The following is a 21,451-nucleotide window of genomic DNA, read 5'->3' as shown; positions in this document are numbered from 1 at the left end:
CGTCGCGACCGCCTCTGCGAGGACTCGGCCCGGGGACGCCGTAGCACGCCGGCCGCGAAGGCTCAGAACACAGTCGCTCACCGCTCCGAGCGCCTGCCTATGGGGCGACTCCGGGAGGGCTCGCCTCGGGCTCGCGTCGCGGATCGAAGGGTCGGCCGGTCTCTCCGAGCTCCGGCCAGCCTGCGTGCGCCGATCTCCGCAGGTTCCCCGCCCCGGGTTCTTCCGGTCGCGCGGGCAGCTCGCATCTCTCCGACGGGTTTTTAAAGGTTGATGCGGCGGTCCGCGTGTGGGCGGCGGTGGACCTGTCCCAACGAGCAGACCGGCCCACGGCGCGAAAATAGTCGGGTGGAGCGGGCGACACCGCGGGCGAGGCCGACGGTGATACGCTCCCCGGCGATGCGTACGACCCTGATCGTGGCCGGTCTCGCCGGCCTCTCGCTGGCGCCGGTGGCTTGCAAGAAGAACGGCGATTCGCAGGCGCCCGCGGGCGAATGCGGCGGGATGTGCGGCCGCGGGACCCGCTGCGACGGCAAGGCGTGCGTCGTCGATTATTCGCAGGACATCTGCACCTCGCAGGCCGTCATCGAGGAGGAGGTGCCGATGCGGCCGCCGATCACCTCGTGGGGCGAGTGCACCCTCGATCGCAACCATCTGCCGAAGAAATTCGTCCCCGTCGACGACAAGTCGATCCCGCAGTTCGACCCCAACCGCACCCGCACGCTCGACTGGAGCGCCGGCGACGAGCAGCTCAACGAGCCGGTGCTCAACGCCAACATGCGCGAGGTCGAGTACGCGATCAACGAGTGTCTGGCGGTGGCCGCCTGTTACAGCGGCGGCAGCCTCAAGGGCGGTCGCCTCGACCTCATCATCAGCCTGGTCGGAAAGACAGGTCGTGCCGACGCCGTGTCGGTCACCGCGGGCGCCGACCTGCAGGTGTTCGGCATCGTCCCGTGCGTGCGCAAGGCGATCGCCAATCACCAGTTCCCGACCTACAACGGGCCGCCGATGACGGTGAAGTACAACATCGAGATCGGCGGCACCGAGTAGCAGGGCCGCCGAGGCGAGCGACGCCGCAGGACCGGCGTCGCTGGTCGCCGGCGAGGGAGCGCCGGCGACGGTCACGCAATGCTCAGCGGTCGAGGTGGGCGCGGAGGAACCACCCGTGCTTCTCGAACTCGCTGATGATCGCCGTCAGCATGTCGACGGTGTCGACGTCTTGCTGCTGGTCGCCGATCTTGCGCGCGCCCTGTAGGCCGGACAAATAAGTCTCGATGCGCTCGGCGAGCAGGCGCACGTGGTCGAGGTCGCGGGTGGTGTCCTGCGGGTACTCGGGCAGGCGCGAGCTCTTGGCGACGTGGCGGGCGGTGCCGAAGATCTGCGCGCCGAGGGTGACCGCGCGCTCGGCGACGATGTCGTTGTGGTTGGCGAGGCTGACCGCGAAGGTCTCGAACAGCGGGTGCAGCGACGCGAAGTGCATGCCCTTGATGTTCCAGTGGGCGACCTTGATCTGGCTGTGCAGGTCGAGGCCATCGTCAAGCACCGCCTGGAGGGCAGCGGCGATCTTCTGACGTGCTTCTTGGGGCAGGTGGCTCGGGCTGGCGTACATCGGTATCGTCCTTGTTGGAGCGGGCGGAACTATGGGCGGGGTGGCGGACGCGCGCCAGTGGGCGAAGGCCCCCAAGTTTCATCGAAGGGATTTGCCTGGCGAGCCAGAGCCCGTGAAGCGGCCGAGGAGCGAGGAACGGTCGGGGGCGCCGGGCCACGGACGACCAGGCGGCCTTGTTCGCGGACGGCGAGCCCGGCGAGCGAGCGAGTCCTGCCGCGCTAGGTGCGCATGTTCTTTCGGACATGCACGAAGGGGCATGTGCGGGTGGGCGCGAGGCGGTCGTCGGCCTCGCGGCGCCGGGCGGCGATGTGCCCGGAGGATGGTTGCCGGGTGCGCCGAGGCCGAGGCGCGGCCAGAGCCAGCGTGCGCGTCGGCGAGGGCCCCAGCGGGGCCGGAGCGGCGAGCCACCCCGCGGGCAGATGACGCGGGCGAACGACGCGAGCGCCTGTCCGTCCGAGCCGCTGCGAGGCCCTGCACCGATGCGCAGAGCGGGCGCGCATGAGCCAGTGAAACGAGTGGGCGGAGCCGCCGCGAGCGCGTCGAGCGTCGCGCCGACAGCCTCGTACCGCCGTGGCCGCGCCGCCGAGCGCACCCCTTCTCTTTAAAAATGAAATGTCCCTTGGGACATGTGTGATGATGGCTCGCGCGCGGCCCGGCCACAGTGGTGTAAATCAACGGTGTCATGATAGACGCGACTTGTATGGTTGAATGGCATATCCACCCTTTAGAAGGCCCTATTGGCGGGCGGAATCCACTCGTGGGTGCGCGGAGCCCTCCGCAGGCCGCCGCGACCGCGCCGCACAGTCAATGAAGATACCTGTTTGTGCGAGCGGGTCGGCGGCCTCGATATTGCCGGATCGGGGTGACACGGTATGAGCAATGTAGGAGCGCGGCGGGCGGCGGCGATATTTGCCCACGAACACCGCCAAACGGCCGCCGACGCCGCTCCCGCCGCGTTCCGGCCGGGGCTCGACGCGGCCGCGAATTCGCGGGTCTGCGCCGCCGCAATCCCGCGTCGCCGGCAGTTTGGCGGGACGTCGGGTATGCGCCGGGCCACAACTCGACATTGCCCACGTTCTGGGGCGGCTGAATATTCCTACACAGCACGACGGGGGAATCCTCCCACGTCGCGCCCGAGAGCAGAGAAGAAAGGAACTCCCCAATGATTCGCAATATCCTGATGGTTTGTTCGGTCCTGTCGTCCCTCGCGGTCACTCCGGCCATGGCGCGCCCGCTGGTCGCCCCCTCGGAGCCGGCCCAGGGCGGGGGTCAGTTCGGTCCCAGCCGCCCGGACCAGGGCGCGTGGAACCAGGGCCTCGACAGCGCCCTGCTGCTGCAGGTATGCACGCAGACCCAGATCTTCGTCGGCACCGGCTCCAACAACCGCGCCTACGATTGCGACACCCTGACCGGCCCGTTCTGTCTCGCGCAATGCGCCGACGAGATCGAGGGCGACACGTGCCGCAGCCAGTGTGACGACGGCGGTGCCCTGTTCTGCGCGCCGAGCGAGCTCACGGCCCGCTGGGGCGGCCTGGGCGGCTGGGGCGGCTTCGGCCCGTGGGGCGGCAACCGCCCCGGCATCGGCCCGTGGGACGACCGTCCCGGCATCGGCGACATCGACGAAGAGCTCATCTTCATCGACACCTCGACCTGTCTGCAGCTCGACCTGCAGGGGTGAGCACCTGCGGGCCTGATCGGCTCCTGCCCGCCTGACGCCGCCGCGTCGGGCCATGACGGACCGATCGGGCACGCGACGAGCCCGCCTCGACGCGGGCGCCTCGCAATCCGCCGGCTACTCCGCCGTCCGTTCTGGCCGTCCTGGGAGGGGTGCGTCAGAACGGGCGGCGGAGCCATTTTCGCGGTGCGAATCGATTTCGAAGATTGGGGCCTTCCCGCCGATCATACAGCACGGTCGCTGATGGCTCGCACCGATGATTGAACGGGGCGGCGAGCCGGGCGATGATTCGGCGCGTGGCGCCGGGAGCATCAGGCCAGCCGGGCGCAGCGGCGGGCGGCCCGGGCGCGGGTGAAAGCTTCAAAGGCGACGACCGCGGCCCGAGAATGCCACGAATGTCGTCGTGAATGCCACCTGCGACGCGAGACGGCCGGAACCCAGCGTCGCCGCCGGGGTCGCCCCGCGATCGCCGTGCGCGGCAGCCTCCGGGCGCGCCGCCGCGGCCGCGTCGCATCGTCAACGATGACGGACAATTGCGTGAGGCGTCGAAATCGCCGCAGGGCGCGAAGTCCGATGATTCGTCGCTCGCGCGGCGGGCGGCGTCGCATCCCGCGATGATTCCGTCGAGATTTCGCCGCGGGCGCCGATGGGCGGGTAAATTTGCCAGATCGTCCCGCGTTGGGGCCTCTGCTGCCCTCTGTCAGAAGAAACAGGCGAACCCGATCGCGGCTGACGATGCGACTCACCACAGCTCCGCATTGCCCGGCGCGCGGGGACACCGAATATTCCCCATCGACGCGCCACGGGAATGTGCTCGTGAAGCGCGCTGAGACCGACAGGAGGAGGACTCCCATGTTTCGCAAGATCTTGATGCTCTGCCCCGTTCTCGCGTTCGCCTTGCCGCTCGTCGCGGCCGGGACCTCGATGGCGCGCCCGCTTTCGATCCCCGCCCAGCCGGCGGAGTGGTGCTGGGGCGGCAACGACTGCGGAGATTTCGACGACGACCTGGTGCTCGCGGTGTGCGTGCAGACCCAGATCTTCGTCCAGACCGGCCAGGACAACCGCGCTTACGAGTGCGACACGCTGACCGGTCCGACCTGCCTCGCCAGCTGCGCCGCGGCCGGTGACGCCGGCGAGACCTGCCGCAGCCACTGCGACGGCGACGGCGCGCTGTTCTGCGCGCCCGGCGACCTCAAGGCGCGCTGGGGCGGCTGGGACGACGACGACGACGACGACGACAACCACCACCAGGATCAGGACGACATGATCTTCATCAACACCGAGACCTGCCTCGAGCTCAACCTCGACCAACGGTGAACGCGCGCGGGCCCCATCGAAGCTGCCGCGCTCGGCGTCGCCGCGCCGGGGGTTGCAGACGATCGGGGCGCCAAGGCGCGACGAAGGGGCGCGGGGCTGACAGCCCCGGCCGCGGCGGGCCGCCTCTGCAGCGCGCAGAGGCCTGTGCATCGGCCCGCCGAAATTGAAGAAGGGTCGTCTCCGCCGCCTGTCTCGCCTGGCCGTCTGGGAGGGTGCGTCAGGGAGCAGGCGGCGGAGACGCTCGCGGTCGCCCCGCCGGGCGAGGCACGCGTCGCCGAGAGTTCGACGCTGCCCAAATGCTGCTGCTATTGGTCAGTCAGAAAAAATTGAATGCTCGTAGAGGGTGTCGGTCGCTCGGGCGGTGACGACAGGGCTCGCCGGTGTGCGGGCCGAGGAGCCGTGGGTCTCCGCGAGGAGGCGTGTATCCGACACCTCCTTGCTATACGTCTTCACCACCGGGGTGCAAGCTCCCGGGGGGACGAGGGCGGAGCACCGCGAAAGAGGGCATCGCTCGGGTCGCTGCGACGCGGAGCGCAACCGGCTCCGGGGGGCGCCGCGAGCGATGCTTTGCGTTCGCGGCACCCGCATCGCGTCCGGGGGCGCGAGCTTCGACGTGGCGGCGATCTGCCCCGGCGTCCCGGCTCGGATCCTCGTGGCGCCATCGGCGGGTCGGACGACGCGCCGCGGTGAAGCGCAGGTCCGCGGCGACGGTGCCGCGCTCGGAGGTCGTCGGAGCGGCGCCTGGTCGCAGCCTCTGCGGGATCGGCAAGCTCGGGCGCGGCTCTCCAGCAGAGCACCGGCGTGGCGGAGCTGCATCCCCGTCGTGGCTCCGTTCGTCGCGCCCGGCCGGAGCTGCGGCCGGACGGGCGGGCGGGCAGCGCCGAGGAGCGGGGGAGCGCGGCCGACTCTGCGTCGCTGCGGGACGGCGGGGCCGGCTCGCGGCGCGAATCGTCATGGTGTCTCATCGGGCATGTCCCCCCTTTTAAAAAGCATCATCGACGCAGTGAGGCGGGCGGCCCGGTCGCGGGCTCGGGCGGCCGCAGGGACACGTGGCATTCGCTGCGACTTGTCATGCGATAGCATGCCATGTATAACATTGGTCGCTGCCGCGAGCCTTCGTCCGCCGATCGGTGCGCGGCGCCCTCCTGTAGGTCGCCGCGGCCGCGTCGCTTCATCAATGATGATATGCACTTGTAGGATTGCGCCGAGACGCGCCGGCCTCGTCAGGCCCGCGAGGATGCTATGAGCAATGCAGAGCGCGGCGGGCGACGGCGAATTGCGGTGACGATCGGTCGGTGAATCATCAGGATCGCCGCTGGCGCCGTAGCTCCGCGCAGAACCACGAATTTGGGCGAATTTGCCGGTCTGAGCCGCCCTGCGGCCCCCATTGGGACAGTTGGCGCCGGGCTCGGCGATGCGATTCACCACAATTCACCGTTGCGCCTGTTGGGGGGTCACTGAATATTCCAACCGTCGCGGGGAAGAACCCGCGGCGATCCGAGAGAAACGAAAGGAAATCTCCATGTTGCGCAAGATTCTGTTGCTGTGCCCCGCTCTGGCGTTCGCCCTGCCGTTCATCGCGGCCACGCCGTCGATGGCTCGCCCGCTCTCCATCCCCGCCGAGCCGGTGGGGTGGTGCTGGGGCGGTGGTAACAACTGCGATATCGGCGAGGACCTGCTGCTTGCCGTGTGCACGCAGACCCAGATCTTCGTGCAGACCGGCCAGGACAACCGGGCCTACGATTGCGACTCGCTGTCCGGCCCGAGCTGCCTCGCGGCCTGCGACGACCACGCCGGCGACGCCGGTCAGACCTGCCGTTCGCAGTGCGACGGCGAGGGCGCGATGTTCTGCGCGCCCAGCGACCTGAAGACCCGCTGGGGCGGCTGGAACGACGACGACGACGACTTCGACCACCAGCGGCCCGATTTCGACGAACAGGCGATCTTCATCGACACTTCGACCTGTCTCGAGCTCGCGCTCTCGGAGCTGTGAGCAGACCGGGACGAGGGATGCCGTGGCGAACGGTGCCGCCGCACCGGGCGACGCGCGGGCCCTCGCGCCGGAGGATGAGCGAGGCGGGGCGATGAGCGCCCGCCCGCGGTAGGCCGGCCTCTCGCACAGAGGCGTGTGCACGGCCTGCCGCGCACGAAAAAGGTCGTCTCCGCCGCCTGTCTGCCTGGCCGTCTGGGAGGGTGCGTCAGGCAGCAGGCGGCGGAGACGCTCGTTCAGCGCCCCGTCGGGCGAGGCACGCGCCGCCGAGAGATCGGCGCGGCCATTGCGAAGGAACACGACGAGAACGACCGGGCGTACGCGGTCGCTTCGGCCAGTCGAGACATGGCCGACGCGTCCGGCGTGCGTCCGACACTTCGAGCTATGACGCGCGGCGCCTGGCATGCAAGCGACGAGCGCGACGACGGCGAGCCGGCGAATCGCAGGAGACCCGCGGGTCGGGCTGCGCCGGGGACGGCGCGGGCGACGGCGAGGACCGCTGAATCGCAGGGCCAGGTCGGGCTGCGCGGGTGACTCCGCGATCGCCACGCGTGGCATGCTCGCTCGCTCGCGATCTGCTCGATCGCCGGAGCAGCATCGGCAGGAAATCGTGGGAGTGGCCGCGAGGCCCGCCTGTCGCCCGTTCGCGGCAGGCAGCGGCGCTCGCCCGTCCGTCGTGCTTCGGTGTTCACCCGCGCACGTGGACGACCGCCGGCGCGCTCGGCTGCAGCGCTGCACCACGGCGACTAACGTCGCTCGGTGCGATTGCATACTCCTGCCGTCCTCCCAAGATCTTCACTCGAGCGCGCGTACAGGATTGGCCTGTCGCTGCGCCTCACGTGAAAGGAACCCTCCCATGATGCGTCATTTGCTCGTGTTGTTCCCTGCGGCCGCGCTCGCACTGCCGATCGTCGCTGCCGCGAAACCGCTGACCACGCAGGTCGAGGAGTCCGCGTTCAAGCCCGGCAAGAAGCCGGGCAAGAAGCCCGGAGAGAAGCCCGGCGAGAAGCCCGGAGAGCAGCCCGGCGAAGAGCCCGGCGCGGGCGAGCCCGGGGGTGAATCGCGGGAGTCCGCGGAGGTCGAGCTCGACTTCTGCGCGACGGCCCGGGCGCTGGCCGAGGAGAACGCCTGCGAGCTGCAGATCGGCGACGTCTGCCTCGCGGCCTGCGACCGCGCCGCCGACGATGTGGCCGTGTGTCGCAGCGCGTGCATCGACGACGGCGCGACGTTCTGCGCGACGCGCTTCAAGCCGGGCAAGAAGCCGGGCAAAAAGCCGGCCAAGCCCGGCACCGAGCCGACCGAACCCGGCGGTCAGCCGACCGAACCCGGCGGTGGGGCCACGCCTGATGAAGGCGGGGGTGAGCAGCCGACCACCCCCGGCGCCGCGCCGCATGAGGACGACGGGCTGATCTTCGTCGACGCCGCGCGCTGTGCCTCGCTCGGCGTGATCGTCGACGGATGATCGCAGACTGGCGGACGCGACCGGCCCCACGGGCCCTCGCGGCCGCCGGATTCGTGTTCTCTCGCGTGGTCTTGACATAGTGGCGGCGGGCGCTAATGCATCCTCGTGGCTACAGCGACGAACCCCGAGCGCGGCGATCCGCCGAACACGTTGACCCGTCTGCTGCGGGCCGAGCTGTCGGCGGTGGAGACCTACCGCGGGGCGCTGACGTGGCTCGACGGCCCGGACGCGGGCCCGCGGCTGCGGCAGATCTGCGTCGACCACAGCCGCGCGGTCCAGGTGCTGCGCGGGCTGCTGCTGCGAAACGGAGAGGTCGCGCCGACCTCGACCGCGGGCCAGGAATACGCAGCCGCGCGCGCTGACGAGGCGCTGAACGTCACGGTCGACGCGCTGTGCGACGACGAGGCGCGCCAGGTCGAGGCGTACCGGCGCGCGCTGAACGATCCGTCGCTGCCGCCCGCGGTCAAGGCGATGATCCGCAGCGACCTGTTGCGCCGCAGCGAGACGCACGTACCGGCGCTCGAGGCGTTGATCGCGGCGCGCTGAGCCATGGATTTGCGAGATCGAGGGCGCGCCCGGGATTCGCATGCAATATGCATAGCGACCCGTCGAGCGCGAATTGTATGCAACGCGCGGACCGCCGCGAGGTCGGGGGCAAGCGAAGGCCGTCGCACCATGCAGACCCGTGGCCGCCGGGTCTGCTGAATTCAGGGGCGCGCGACGAAGGTGCGGCGGAGCGCCTCGATCTCGTCGACGAGCTCGACCTCGGGGCGCTTGTGCATGACCTCGCCGATCTGGACCATCGCCGAGGGGCTGGTGAAGTTGACCTCGGACAGCAGGTCGCCGATGAAGTCGAGGCCGAGCAGGTAGAGGCCGCGAGGCACCAGCTCGGCGGTGACCGCGGCCACCGCCTCGAGCTGGCGCGGGGTCGGGTCGAACGCGTGGTACGACGCGCCCTGGTGGAGGTTGGCGAGCCGCGAGCCCGGGCGCGGGAGCCGGGTGACGCTGCCGAGGATCCGCCGGCCGATGGTCAAGATCCGCAGGTCGCCGCGGGTGGTGACGGCCTCCTGATACGGCTGCACCACGGCCTCGCCGTATTGTTGCCACCAGCCCCGAAGGACAGGTTCGGACGCGTCGGGGCGGAAGAAGGCGATGCCGATCCCGCTGCACTCGGCGATCGGCTTGACCACGGCCTCGACCGGCTGGCTGCGCACGGTCGCCGCGAATTCGCCGAACTCGCGGCAGTGGAAGGTCGGGATCGAGAATTCGGGGAAGCGCGCCGGCAGCAGGTGCTCGGAGTGCCGCAGCACCTCGGCCGGCTCGTTGAGCTGCAGCAGCCGCCCGTCGAGCGCCGCGAACCGCTCGGCCCAGCCGCGGTAGGTCGCGTCGACCGGCGGGTCCTTGCGGTGGACGAGGACCTCGTAGTCGAGCGCGGCGGCGCTGCGCGGGGCGTCGAGGCCGACGTACGGGGGGCGTGAGGGGTCGCTCCACAGCACCGAACGGACCGGCAGGGCGGCGAGCCAATCATCTGTCCCGAGGGACATGTCGGTCGTGAACAGGTCGCAGTAGTCGACCTCGACGCCGCGGGCCAGCAGCTCGGCCATGAGGCGCAACGTCGTATCGAAGCGCGGCTGGAAGCTGGCGACCGGATCGGCGGTGACGAGGTAGCGCGGCATGGACGGGCCGGCCTCTTCTTAAAGGAAGCGGGGGCCCGAGTCACTAGCGCCGGGGCTGTCGGCGCGCGTGATCCAAATCGCGCGCCGCGCGAAATGTGCGGACTGCATTCAGCGCACCGGGTGGCCGGGCAAGAACAGCGAGACCGGGCGGATCTCGTATGATCCGCCGGGGTTGGCCTCGGCCAGCTCGCGCGAGATGGCCAGCGCCTCGTCTTGCGACTGACACTCGAGGACGTAGAAGCCGAGCAGCTGCTCCTTGGTCTCGGCGAACGGTCCGTCGAGGATCACCGGCGGGTGGGTCTTTCGCACGGTGGTCGCCGCCGCGGTCGGCCGCAGGCGCACCGCCGGCCCGAGCGTGCCCTCGGCGGTGAGGCGGTCGTGCACCACCGCGAGGCGAGCCATGACGGCGTCGTCCTCGGCCTGGGTCCACGAGGTGACGACCTTCTCGTCGTTGTAGCAGAGGATGGCGTAGAGCACGGCGCGAGTATGCCCGCTCGGGCCCGCGCGCGCGACCGCGCCCCTGCTCGCGCGCGTGTGCCGACGCTCAGAAGCGGCCGGAGATCGAGAGCCCGCCGAAGGTCGGGCTGACGCGCACGCGCGACAGGTCGGTGTTGGTGATCCGCCTGACGCCGACGCGATAGAGGATTCCGCCGATCGCCGTGACGATGATGCCGCCGGCGAGGATCCCGCCGCCGACCGCGGTCATGCGATCGGAGCCGAGGATGCCCTGGCGGGTCTCGTCGCGGTTGGCGGTCAGCGTCTTGCATTCGCCGGTGGTGACGCGGCTGCAATCGCCGAGCTGATAGGCGTCCTCGGCGTCGACCAGGTCCCTCTCGAGCTTGTTGCCGCGCAGGGTGAAGGCGAGGGTCACGGCGAAGCCGGCCAGCGAGAGGACCCCGCCGGCGATCATCGTGCCAACGCCGGCGGCCCGCATCTTCTTGGCCTGGGCCGAATCGGCCGGCGCCAGCGCAGGCGGCGGAGGCGGACCGACAGGCGCGGGCGGGGCTGCGACTTCGGGCTCGGGCGGCGGGGCGGGCTCGACGGGCGGCGGAGGCTCGGCCGGCGGCGCCTCGACGGGCGGCGCGCCGGTCGGGTTCCACGCGCCCGGGTCGGGCAAGGGCTCGGGCGCGGGGGCGGGGCTGGGCGCGGGGGCGGGGCTGGGCGCAGGCGCGGGCGAAGCGGGCGCAGGCGCGGGCGAGGCCGCAGGCGCAGCGGCAGGCGGCGACGGCGGAGGCGGGCTGGCCGGGCCCTGGGCGAACGCGGGGGCCTGGGCGAACAGGAGGGCGGTCGCGGTGGCGGCGATCTGGAGGCAGCGCATCGTGCTGTGATTCGACGGACGTCGCATGGTAGTCGCTCCGCGTTCGCTATTCGTAGGAGGGGATCGGCCTGGCGAGGACGCACAGGCCGTAGTCGACGGCCTCGTTCGCGGGCGTCTCGGGGTCGTCGGCGACGTCCGGGCTCAGCGGGTCGTTGATGCGGTTGTCGCACTCGACCGCGAAGTCGGGGTTGATGCCGTTGCCGGTGGTGGTGCAGTCCTCGTCGGTGACGCAGTGGACGGCCGGCGAGACGGCGACCACGTGGAACTCAGCGGTGCAGCCGTCCTGGGTGAACTTGAGATCGGCCTCGAACTGGGTGCCCTGAGCGTCGGGGGTGTTGAGCCAGCGCGCGTTGCTCCACTCGTAGGCGACGGCGGTCGGCGGGGTGGCCTCGACGGTCTCGTCGACGTCGGCCGTCATCGGGTCGTCGGCGATCGCCGGCAGCTCGGGGCGCGTGAACATGGAGTCGAGCTGCGGGACGTGACAGAGGTCCTCGCCGTCAGGGAGGCCGCTCTCGAAGTCGCCGACGGCGTTGGGCCAGTGCTCGACGCCCTTCTCGCCGGTGAAGCCGGGCACGTCGACCGGGTATTCGAGGGCCTCGGCGACGAGGAGGCCGGCGTACTGGGGCCGGATCGCCGCCGACGGGTCGCTGAACTTCGCGGTGCCGTTGATGCCGCCGGTCGCGAAGTAAGTCTGCATGCCGAGGATGTCGCCCTTGTGCTGGGCGCACGGCGAGTTCGCGTCGCCGGAGGTGAGCTCGTACTGGGCCGCGTAGTAGAGGTGGGCGGTGGTGCAGTTCATCGTCGGCTGCGTGCAGCTGCCTCCGACGACGAGGAGGAGCGCGCCGGGGACGAGGGCGCGGAGGGGCGGACGCTTGCTGGGCTGCATCGTAAACCTCATCGATCAGAAGGACAGGCGGATGCCGAAGCGGAACTGCCGCGGCTGCTGGTAGAAGGTCGGATTGCCGAAGTTCGGGTTGACCGTGATCGGCGTGCCGCCGGTGGTGGTGGCGCTCGCCAGGTCCGCCATGGTGCCACCCTTGATCGGGTTGACCTCGTCGAAGGTGTAGCGCTCGTCGATCGCCAGGATCTGCTGGAAGTTGGCGACGTTGAACACGTCCATCGAGACGGTGATGCGCAGGTCCTTGCGCAGGATCTTGGTGTAGCCGACGGTCGGATCGATCGAGAAGTTCCACGGCAGCCGCTCGCCGCTGCCGCGCGGGAGGATGAACGACTCGTCGAAGCCGTAGAGGACGTGCGAGGCCAGGTAATTGGTGGGACCGCCCGAGCGGGCCCGCAGCGCGCCGCCGAGCCGCAGGAACTGGCCGTTGCCGAGCACGATCTCGCCGGCGGTGAAGACCTTGAAGGAGTGACGCGTGTCGCCCGGCAAGTAGCCGGAGCGGTTCTCGAGCAGCGAGATGAGGTCGAAGTCGGAGGTGGTGTTCGGGTCGAGCTGGCCGGTCTCCGGACGGAACAGGCCGGCGAGGTTGCCGCGCAGCCACGACAGCGTGTAGCTGCCGGTGATCATCCAGTGCTTGGCGAACCGCTTCTCGACGAACAGCACCGCGCTGTCGTAGACGCGCTTGGCCTTGGGGAAGTCCTTGGCGATGCCGTAGCCGGGGTTGCCGATGAAGTAGGTGGCCGCCTCGTCGCGGCTCATGTCCTCGATGGCGCGGTGCAGCCACCGGTGGGTGTACTGCACGCCGAGGCGGGTGTCGGGGATGATCTCGTACTCGCCGCCGGCCACGATCTCGTCGCTCGACTGCGGCTTGAGCCGCGGGTCGATCGGGGTCTTGCCGGCGCTGGCGAGGGCCCACCGCTGGTCGGCGTCGGCGGGGCCGCCGATCAGGAGGCGATTGGCGTCGTTAGTACAGGCGCCGCCGGGGTCGTTGGCGCCGGGGGCCAGCGGGTCGCTGCACGACCCGGGGCCGACAGCGTTGTGGAACGACTGCAGGCCGGGCTCGCCGGTGCCGGCGCGGTCGGCCAGGTTGAGCGGGACGCTCTGGTAGAAGCGGGCGTAGTTGACGAACAACTTGGCCTTGCCGCTGTAGGTCGGGTCCCAGATCAGGCCGATGCGCGGCGAGAACTGGTTCGGCAGGGCCATCGCCAGCGTGCGGTCGCCGCTGAACAGGTGCTGGGCGTCGTAACGGAGGCCCGCGTTCAGCGTGACCTTGTCCATGATCGACCAGCTGTCCTGAATGAAGCCGCCGATCGTGGTCGACATGACGTTCCAGTTCAGGTTGCGGATGACGTTGGCGTCGTCCGGCCCGCTGAGGAACGAGTACATGCGGAAGTCGGCGAAGTTGGTGCCGTTCGTCGACTCGCGGTAGATCTGGTTGCCGCTGTAGCCGCGGTTGCTGTTGTACTGCGTGTACTCGAAGTCGACGCCGAACTTGATGACGTGGTGACCGGCGCCGCGAGCGAGCCGCGTGACGATCTCGCGCGCCTGCAGGCGATCGAGCCGGCGATCGTAGAGGAGGCCGGGGCCGCCGGTGGTCCACTGGCGGATCGGGCACACGACGGAGCGCGTCTGCGCGTCCATCAACACCGGATCGGTGAACGAGTACATCATCGGGTCGCACGCGCCGCCCGGCGCGCCGCCCGGCAGCGGCGTGAGGTCGGTCAGCGAGTGGACCTCGCGGTAGCCCGGCATGCCGGGCTCCAGCAGGCCGCCGTCGGCGCCGTAGAAGTTATTGGTCCGGCGATAGACGACGCTCGGCGTGCCGGCCAGGCCGGTGGTGTCGCCGACGCGGGTGCCGTCGACGGCGTTGCGCTGGTTGAGCTGATGGTGCCAGCCGAGGATGGTGTCGAAGTTCCACTTGCCGTCGTCGTCGCGCCAGTTCCACTTGAACTGCAGGTCGGTGGAATTGTCGCGGTACTTGCGGGCCAGCGCGCCGTAGTCGCCGACGAGGTTCAGGACCTCGGGCTGACCGGTCTGCGCGTTCATGCCGAACGTGCCGTTGCCGCCCGACAGGCTCGGGGCGTAGATCGCCAGGATCTCGAGCGTGTTGCGCTTGTTGGGCGAGTAGGTCAGCTTGCCGAGCGCCTGGACGGTGGTGCCCTGGGCCTTGAACCGCTGGGTGGTGCCAGCGATGCGCTCGGTGACCGTGAACTTGGTGTCGGGGTCGATCAGCGCGTTGCCGTCAGGGTCGACGGACACCCGGTTCCACGAGCTGGTGAGGTCGTAGACGGTGCGCGCGATGCTGACGCCGCCGTAGAACCACAGCTTGTCCTTGATGATGCGCCCGCCGATGTCGAAGCCGGCGTCGCCGATCCAATTGAGGTTGCGCTCGGTGACGATCGCGTCGCCCTCGCGCCGGGCGATCTCCCGTCGACCCTCGAGCTGGCCGGGCGTGTAGTAGGCCCAAACGTTGCCATGGAACTGATTCGAGCCGCTCTTGGTGACGGCGTTGATGACACCGCCGGTCGACCGCCCGTGCTCCGGCATGTACCCGCCGGCCTCGATGCGTACCTCTTCGAGGAACTCCATCGACAGCCCGGTGCCGTTGAGACCGAAGCCGGGGTCGTTCACCGACAGGCCGTCGACGTAGTACTTGTTCTCCGGCGAGGTGGTGCCGGCGATGCTGGTGCCGTAGGTGTCGTTGCGAGCGCCCGGGGTGGCCTCGGCGATGGCCTCGAACGAACGATTGGCGGCGCCCTTGCCGGTCGGGATGGCGATCGGGACCCGCTGCGCCATCTCGCGGTCGACCGAAAGACCGGTGGCGCCGTTGCCGACGTCGATCGTCGGCGCGGCGACGTTGACCTCGATGACCTCGCGGGTGCCCGAGCGCACGAGCTGGACGTCGACGCGAATCGTGGTGCCGGCGCGCAGCTGCAGGCCGGCGCGCTTGTTGCCGGCGCCGTAGTCCTGGGCGAACACGGTCACGTCGTAGGTGCCGGGCGGAAGGTTGGGAATACGGTAGAGGCCGCTGACGTTGGTCGTCATCGTGCGCTCGCCCTGGATCTTCTCGCCGGTGACGATGACCAGCGCGCCCTCGATGCCCTCGCCGGTGGACGCGTCGCGGACGACTCCGACCAATACCGCGTCGCTCGGCCCGGCCTCGGCCGTCGAAACGACCGCCGCCTGTGCAGCCACGGCACCTAAAATGGTGATCCAAGCACTCCTGCGCATCTTGCCCTCTTGCCCGTGGTTCGCCGCAAATCGGCCGCGTAAATCAGACGTCACCGTGTTCGAGCCCGATGGGGGCCCGTGACTGCGGTTGACAGCGTTCTTCAGAGGCTACGCTTGTACGTACACCCAAGTCGGTGGTTAGGCACGCACATAGCCTGCCCGTCCGCTGCATGTCAACACAAACTGTGAAACCGCAGGCGGACGTCCGTGGGTCGTAAATCGGCGGGTATCGGCAGGGTTTACGTCGTTGATTTGTGAAGTGGCTAACAATTTTTAGGACAGGTGATGACGCCTGTCACAAGTCAGCGGTCACCCCCAATGCCCAGGCTGATTGCATGCGCAGGGAAATTTATGTGCAGGGATTGTATGTGCAGGGAACGGCGAGCCCCAGGGCCAGAGGCCGGCGGTTCCCGCGGACATTCACCCTGATTGCGCGGGTCGTGGGCCGCCTGCCCGGACCGGCCCCGATGTCACTATCTCGGCAGGGGACCGGAATTGAGGCAGATCGATGGGGCGACACCGGTGCCGACAATGACCCCCGCGGCGTGAAAGACGAGGGTCCGTTGCCGGCGATCGCGGCGCGCAGCGAAGGCGATGAATGATGCGTCCGTGCCGGGTCGTGGCCGCCGCCGTTCGGTGGGGCGGCGATCACAGCTTTGACGCGGACACGGACGGACGGCCGCACGAGCGAGGGCATGCGCGGAGCGGCGCAGCGGTCGCGCGACGTCGATCCTAAGAAGGTAGAAGGTAAAGGATGGCCTCGAGGTTTCTCGCGCTCGTGGAGGCGACCTGCGGGAGGTCGCTCCGCCGCCCTCTCGTGCTGAGGCCGCGCCGCCCGGATCGTTGGATCGCCGGGTCGAGGCCGCCGGGGTCGCTGGCGTCGCGCGGAGAGGCGCTCGGCCTCCGGGTCGGCCGCGGGCGCGAGCTCGTGGCTGCGGGCGCGAGGGCGGGACCCGGCGGGGTTTGCCGTGAGTTGCATCGCGCCCCGGCGACCGCGGTGGCCGGGGTGGCGGGCGCTGTGGTAGCGTCGGCGGGCGATGACGGGACAGCTCTTCGTGGGCCGCGCCGGGGCTATGATCATTGTCGGCGAGGGCGAGGGGGCGGTGCGATGAATCGGCGCGACGTGGCCGCGGCACGGCGGATCGTGATCAAGCTCGGGACCGGGGTCGTGACCCATCCGGAGGCCGGGCTGGCGCTCGGGCGGCTGTCGAGCCTGGTCGAGGCCGCGTGCGACCTGCACCGCCAGGGGCGCGAGGTGATCGTGGTCAGCAGCGGCGCGGTCGGCATGGGCCAGCGCGTGCTCGGCCTGGCCAAGAGGCCAGATTCGCTGGGACTGCGCCAGGCCTGCGCGGCGGTCGGGCAGGGCCACCTGATGGCGCTCTACACCCAGCTGTTCGGCCAGCTCGGGGTCAAGGCGGCGCAGGTGCTGCTGATCCAGGAGGACCTGGCCGACCGCGACCGGGCGCTGTGCGTGCGGACCACGCTGATGCGGCTGCTCGAGCTCGGGGTGGTGCCGATCCTCAACGAGAACGACAGCGTCAGCGTGCGCGAGCTGATGGAGTTCCGCCGCGGGCAGGGCGGCTCGGGGCCGGCGCTCGAGTTCGGCGACAACGACGGGCTGTCGGCCCGCGTGGCGGTGGCGATCGACGCGGACCTGCTGGTGATCTTGACCGACGTCGACGGGCTCTACACCGCCAACCCGCGCACCGACCCCGAGGCGCGGCGGATCGGCGAGCTCGCCGACGTGAGCGAGGAGGCGCTGGCGCGCACGGCGGGGACCTCGGCCGGCGGCACCGGCGGCATGACCAGCAAGCTCGAGGCGGCGCGGCTGGCCAGCAAGGCGGGCATCGGCGTGCTGATCACCAGCGGGCACCTGCCGGGCGCGCTGGTGGCGGCGCTGGCCGGCGAGGACCGCGGGACGTACGTGCCGCCGGCCCAGCGCCGCTCGGCCCACCGGCGCCAGATCGCCTCGGGCGCGCCGGCGCGCGGGGGGCTGGTCGTCAACGAGGGGGCGATCGCGGCGCTGCACGAGCGCAAGGCGTCGCTGCTGCCGATCGGGCTCGTGCGCGTCGACGGCGAGTTCGCCCGCGGCGAGCTGGTCGAGATCCGCGACGGCAGCGGGCGCGTGCACGGGCGCGGGCTGGTCAACTATTCGTCCGAGGAGTGCCGCCGGCTGGCCGGCCGTCACAGCAGCGAGATCGCCAGCATCCTCGGGTTCTGCGGCTACGACGCGGTGATCGGCCGCGACAACCTGGCGCTGTCCGAGGTCTGAGGATGGCCGGGCTCCGAAGTGATGGAGAGGACCGGTCGCGCTCGGTATCTCCTCGCGTTCGGCCGCGAGGACCTGGCGCTGGCCGAGGTTCGAGGATGGCCGATAGGGCAGGTCGTCGAGGACATGTGCTCAAGGACATGGTGAAGAGGACATGACGCAAGCGACAGGTCGTGAGGGACAGGACGGGCAGCAGGCCGACGGGCGGGTGCGCGCGCTGGCGCTGGCGGCCCGGGCGGCCGGGCGGCAGCTCGCGGCGCTGAGCGGGCCGGACCGGGCTGCGCTGCTCCGCGACGTGGCCGCGGCGCTGGCCGACCCCGAGGAGCGCGAGCGCCTGCTGGCCGCCAACGCGCGCGACGTGGCGGCCGCGCGGGCAGCGGCGGCGGCGGGCGAGCTCGACCCGGCGCGGCTCAAGCGGCTGGGGCTCGACGCCGCCAAGCTCGACAGCGTCGCCGACGGGCTCGGCCAATTGGCGGCGATGCCGGAGCTGCTCGGGCGGCCGCAGCTGCGCCGCGAGCTCGACGAGGGGCTCGTGCTCGAGCGGGTGCCGTGCCCGCTGGGGCTCGTGGGTGTGGTGTTCGAGGCCCGGCCCGACGCGGCGCCGCAGATCGGCGGGCTGTGCCTGAAGAGCGGCAACGCGGCGCTGCTGAAGGGCGGCAGCGAGGCGCGCGAGAGCAACCGCGCCCTGGTCGAATTGATGCAGCGAGCGCTGCAGCGCCACGGGATCGCGCCGGCGGCGATCACGTTGCTCGAGCAGCGCGAAGACATCACGGCGATGCTCGCGCTCGACGACGTGCTCGATCTGGTGATCGCGCGCGGCGGGCACGAGTTCGTGCGTCACGTCCAGCGCAGCACCCGGATCGCGGTGATGGGCCACGCCGAGGGCGTTTGCCACCTCTTCTTGCACGCCTCGGCCGAGCCGACGATGGCGGCGACGATCGCGGTCGACGCCAAGTGCGGCTATCCGGCGGCCTGCAACGCGGTCGAGGCGCTATTGTGGGAGCCCGGCGCGGAGGCGGCGCTGGCGGCCTGTGTGGCGGCGCTGGGCGAGCGCGGGGTGGAGCTGCGCGGGTGCGATCGGACCCGCGCGCTGCACCCGGAATTGGCGAAGGCGACCGACGCCGATTGGGGCCACGAGTACGGGGCGCTGATTCTGGCGATCCGCGGGGTCGCCGGCGAAGCGGACGCGCTCGCCCATATCGACCGGCACGGATCGAAGCACACGGAGGCGATCGTCGCCGCGGACGCGCCGGCGGCCGAGCGGTTCCTGGCGGCGGTGGACGCGGCCGACGTGTTCTGGAACGCGAGCACGCGGTTCGCCGACGGCTATCGCTTCGGCCTCGGCGCGGAGGTCGGGATCTCGACCGGTAAACTGCATGCTCGCGGGCCGGTCGGGGCCGACGGTCTGCTCACATATCGCTGGCGATTGCGCGGACACGGCCAGGTCGCCTCCGATTACGGCCCCGGCAAGCGACGCTTCACGCACCGCGACCTCGACCCGTGAGCGCGAGGCATCCGGCCGAGGTCGCCACCAGAGGCCAGATTTGCCACGCGGGCCGCGCAAGCGGCGAATGACGGCGACGTAATGCGATTCGAACGTCGTTCGTATGCGAAGCTCCGGCGACGCCGACGATTCGTCGGCGAGGCGAGTGGCGCCGCCGTCGGGGGCGAGACAAGCTCCGGTGCCCAGGAAGCGATGAAACGAGCGGATGTGCGCCGAATGCGGGGGTGAGGCGCGGGGGAAAGCGAGGGTGGCGGCTCACGCCGGTGAGTCGAGGGACGCGGAAATTTTGCGAGATCCGTTCGGCGTCTCGTGACGCCAATGATGTGTTGCGAGGCCCGCCGACGGGGCGCGCGATTGTTGCCGAAATCGTAGAGCTCGACGGCATGCCAGCATTTGCGGATCGTGGTTCATGTGGGTGCAGGCGAGGGCTCGCGCGGCGAATCGACGGCGGGTGTGACACCGCCGCGGCTCCGACCGCCCGGGCGGTGATTGGGGGCAGTGTCGTGCCCCCGGACATGCGCGTGCGGGCAGGTGCGGCGGGCGCGAGGGCGGGCGTCGCCCGCGGCCGCTGCGTGTCATCGAAATGGCGCGACATCGTCGGAGCTCGCCGCGAGACATCGGGGGCCATGTAGGCAGTATCGATGCTGCGATTTTTCGGGGCCGAAAAAAAATCCGTGAAGGATTTTGCGAAATCCGGCATGAAGGTTGTCGGAGCGGGCGAGCGGGGAGAATGGGAGGACATCGGGGCGGCGCGACGGCAGCGGGCGCGCGCGGACCTCGATGCGAGAGGATCGCCGCGGAGGTGCGCGCGCGTCGGGCACGGCCGCGGCGAGGGTGTATGGTGAATCGTGAAGCGTGAGGCGTGAGGTTCGCGGGGGGCGGGCCTCACGGTGGCACATTGACGGGTGAGACAACCTCGGCGCGCGGCCTGACGGGTCGACGCAGCCGAATCGTGGGAGTATCCATGTCGAATCAGCGTATCGGGGTGGTGGTATCGATGGCGATGGTCGCGGCTTTCGCGTGTGACGTGGAGGACGTGAGCGCGACGCAGGAGGCGGTGAGTAACGAGGCGCTGGAAGGGCCCGCGGAGCTCGCCGACGAGGTGGCGCCGAGCACGTCGCTGCTGAAGCACCTGCTGATCGCGGAGGTGCGGGACCTCATCGACGAGAACGGCATCGAGCCGCTCGAGCCGCCGCCGGCGGTCTCGGACGAGCTGTTCGAGCTCGGCGAGGCGCTCTTTTACGACAAGATCATGAGCGGCAACCGCGACGTGTCGTGCTCGACCTGCCATCATCCGCGGCTCGGCACCACCGATCGGTTGACGATGAACCGCGGGGTCCACGGGGTCGGGATCGGGCCGGCGCGGCTCGGCGCGGCCGTCGGCGGGCGCACGACGCAGCCGCTGTGGAACCTGCACAAGCTGCAGAAGGGCCTGGCGGTCGATCACAAGGTGCCGCTCGGCGACGACGGCTACGTGCGGCCGCTGGGCGGGCCGTTCATCCCGTTCGACTGGCAGGACGACGCCTTCGACCCCGACATGCGGGCGGCGGCCGGGCAGGCGATGATGCCGCAGGTGACCGACCAGGAGATGCTCGGCTTCCCCGGCGAGAACGACTTCACGACCGAATGTCCGCAGGACAACCCGGCGTTCAACCTGATGCTGTGCGCGTGGGGCAAGATGATGGGGCGGCTCGGGTCGATCCCCGAATATGTCGATATGTTCGAGGCGGCCTACCCCGGCGTCGCGTTCGAGGACATGCATTTCGCCTACGCGGGCAACGCGATCGCGGCCTACGAGTTCCGCGCGTTCTTCTCCAACGATACGCCGTGGGACCGGTTCGTCGGCCGCATCGACCCCGCGACCGGCGGGCTCATCCCGGGTGACGACAATGCGCTGAGCCTGCAGCAGCTGGCGGGCGCGCGCCGCTTCCTCAACCCCGATCAGGGCAATTGCACGTCCTGTCACGCCGGCAACGCGTTCACCGACGAGGACTTTCACAAGACGCTGGCGCCGCAATTCGGGCCGGGCGGCACGGTGCCGGGCGGCGACGGGCCGGGCGGGCTCGACGATTTCGGGCGCATGCGGCTGTCGGGCAAGACGGCCGACAAGTACGCGTGGCGCACGCCGCCGCTGCGCAACGTCATGCTGACCGGGCCTTGGGGTCGGCAGAGCCATTACAACGACATCAAGGACTTCTTGCGTCACTACCGCTTCCCGGTGCTGTCGCTGCTGGGCTACGACATCAGCGACAGCGTGGACGAGGTGGCGATGCACTCGCAGATGCTCGAGAACCGCCACGCGATCATCGCCGCGGGCGTCGACCCGCTGCTCTACACGGTGGACATCGGCGGGCCGCTCGCGCTCGACAACCTGGTCCAGTTCCTCCACGCGCTCAGCGACGACAACGGCGCCGACTTCTCGCACCTGGTCCCCGCCAGCGTGCCGAGCGGGCTGCTGGTCGACCCGTGAGGTGCACGCGAGGGCCGGGTCGGCGGTGCGGCCCG

Annotated in this window: 15 protein-coding genes; 9 read left to right on the top strand and 6 right to left on the bottom strand. The window is 70.3% G+C overall.

The genetic code is table 11. The features are described 5' to 3' along the window. Positions 1–396 precede the first annotated feature (396 nt). The gene (locus POL25_RS13625) at positions 397–1,047 is read left to right on the top strand and encodes a hypothetical protein (RefSeq protein WP_272086422.1); all 651 of its coding nucleotides are present in this window, start codon (positions 397–399) and stop codon (positions 1,045–1,047) included. 82 nt (positions 1,048–1,129) lie between these two features. Here POL25_RS13625 and dps read toward each other — a convergent pair whose 3' ends face one another. Next, the gene (dps, locus tag POL25_RS13620) at positions 1,130–1,606 is read right to left on the bottom strand and encodes a DNA starvation/stationary phase protection protein Dps (protein ID WP_272086421.1); all 477 of its coding nucleotides are present in this window, start codon (positions 1,604–1,606) and stop codon (positions 1,130–1,132) included. Positions 1,607–2,768: 1,162 nt separating this feature from the next. Between dps and POL25_RS13615 the strand changes: the two genes are divergently transcribed. From POL25_RS13615 to POL25_RS13595, 5 genes are all read left to right on the top strand, one after another. After that, positions 2,769–3,284, top strand: coding sequence for a hypothetical protein (locus tag POL25_RS13615; protein ID WP_272086420.1), 516 nt, complete (start codon positions 2,769–2,771; stop codon positions 3,282–3,284). An 849-nt stretch (positions 3,285–4,133) separates the two neighbouring features. Continuing rightward, positions 4,134–4,598 carry a hypothetical protein gene (locus POL25_RS13610; protein ID WP_272086419.1) on the top strand — a complete coding sequence of 155 codons (465 nt, stop codon included), beginning with the start codon at positions 4,134–4,136 and terminating at the stop codon, positions 4,596–4,598. Positions 4,599–6,120: 1,522 nt separating this feature from the next. After that, on the top strand, positions 6,121–6,591 hold the full coding sequence (locus POL25_RS13605) for a hypothetical protein (protein WP_272086418.1): 471 nt from the start codon (positions 6,121–6,123) through the stop codon (positions 6,589–6,591). A gap of 853 nt (positions 6,592–7,444) precedes the next feature. Next, positions 7,445–8,050, top strand: a complete 606-nt coding sequence (locus tag POL25_RS13600; protein ID WP_272086417.1) for a hypothetical protein — start codon at positions 7,445–7,447, stop codon at positions 8,048–8,050. Between the two features lie 105 nt (positions 8,051–8,155). After that, complete coding sequence (locus POL25_RS13595; protein WP_272086416.1) at positions 8,156–8,596, top strand: hypothetical protein; 441 nt, start codon at positions 8,156–8,158, stop codon at positions 8,594–8,596. A gap of 161 nt (positions 8,597–8,757) precedes the next feature. Here the strand turns inward: POL25_RS13595 and POL25_RS13590 are convergent, their stop codons facing one another. The 5 genes from POL25_RS13590 to POL25_RS13570 form a co-directional block, all read right to left on the bottom strand. Then, entirely contained in the window at positions 8,758–9,726 is a 969-nt protein-coding gene (locus tag POL25_RS13590) for an ATP-grasp domain-containing protein (RefSeq protein WP_272086415.1), read from the bottom strand. Positions 9,727–9,834: 108 nt separating this feature from the next. Next, entirely contained in the window at positions 9,835–10,203 is a 369-nt protein-coding gene (locus POL25_RS13585; RefSeq protein ID WP_272086414.1) for a YciI family protein, read from the bottom strand. A 67-nt stretch (positions 10,204–10,270) separates the two neighbouring features. Further along, a complete protein-coding gene (locus tag POL25_RS13580; protein WP_272086413.1) occupies positions 10,271–11,071 on the bottom strand; it encodes a hypothetical protein in 801 nt (266 codons plus the stop codon). A gap of 19 nt (positions 11,072–11,090) precedes the next feature. After that, positions 11,091–11,930 (bottom strand): hypothetical protein, encoded by an 840-nt coding sequence (locus tag POL25_RS13575; RefSeq protein ID WP_272086412.1) that lies wholly within the window; start codon positions 11,928–11,930, stop codon positions 11,091–11,093. A 15-nt stretch (positions 11,931–11,945) separates the two neighbouring features. Beyond that, the gene (locus POL25_RS13570; RefSeq protein WP_272086411.1) at positions 11,946–15,137 is read right to left on the bottom strand and encodes a TonB-dependent receptor; all 3,192 of its coding nucleotides are present in this window, start codon (positions 15,135–15,137) and stop codon (positions 11,946–11,948) included. Positions 15,138–16,296: 1,159 nt separating this feature from the next. Here POL25_RS13570 and proB point away from each other — a divergent pair. From proB to POL25_RS13555, 3 genes are all read left to right on the top strand, one after another. After that, complete coding sequence (gene proB, locus POL25_RS13565) at positions 16,297–17,445, top strand: glutamate 5-kinase (RefSeq protein WP_272086410.1); 1,149 nt, start codon at positions 16,297–16,299, stop codon at positions 17,443–17,445. Between the two features lie 151 nt (positions 17,446–17,596). Further along, the gene (locus POL25_RS13560) at positions 17,597–18,946 is read left to right on the top strand and encodes a glutamate-5-semialdehyde dehydrogenase (RefSeq protein ID WP_272086409.1); all 1,350 of its coding nucleotides are present in this window, start codon (positions 17,597–17,599) and stop codon (positions 18,944–18,946) included. 964 nt (positions 18,947–19,910) lie between these two features. After that, complete coding sequence (locus POL25_RS13555; protein WP_272086408.1) at positions 19,911–21,416, top strand: cytochrome-c peroxidase; 1,506 nt, start codon at positions 19,911–19,913, stop codon at positions 21,414–21,416. Positions 21,417–21,451: the final 35 nt, after the last annotated feature.

It is taken from the genome of Nannocystis bainbridge (assembly GCF_028368995.1).
Lineage (GTDB): Bacteria > Myxococcota_A > Polyangia > Nannocystales > Nannocystaceae > Nannocystis > Nannocystis bainbridge.
This window is presented reverse-complemented; position numbering and strand designations above follow the sequence as displayed.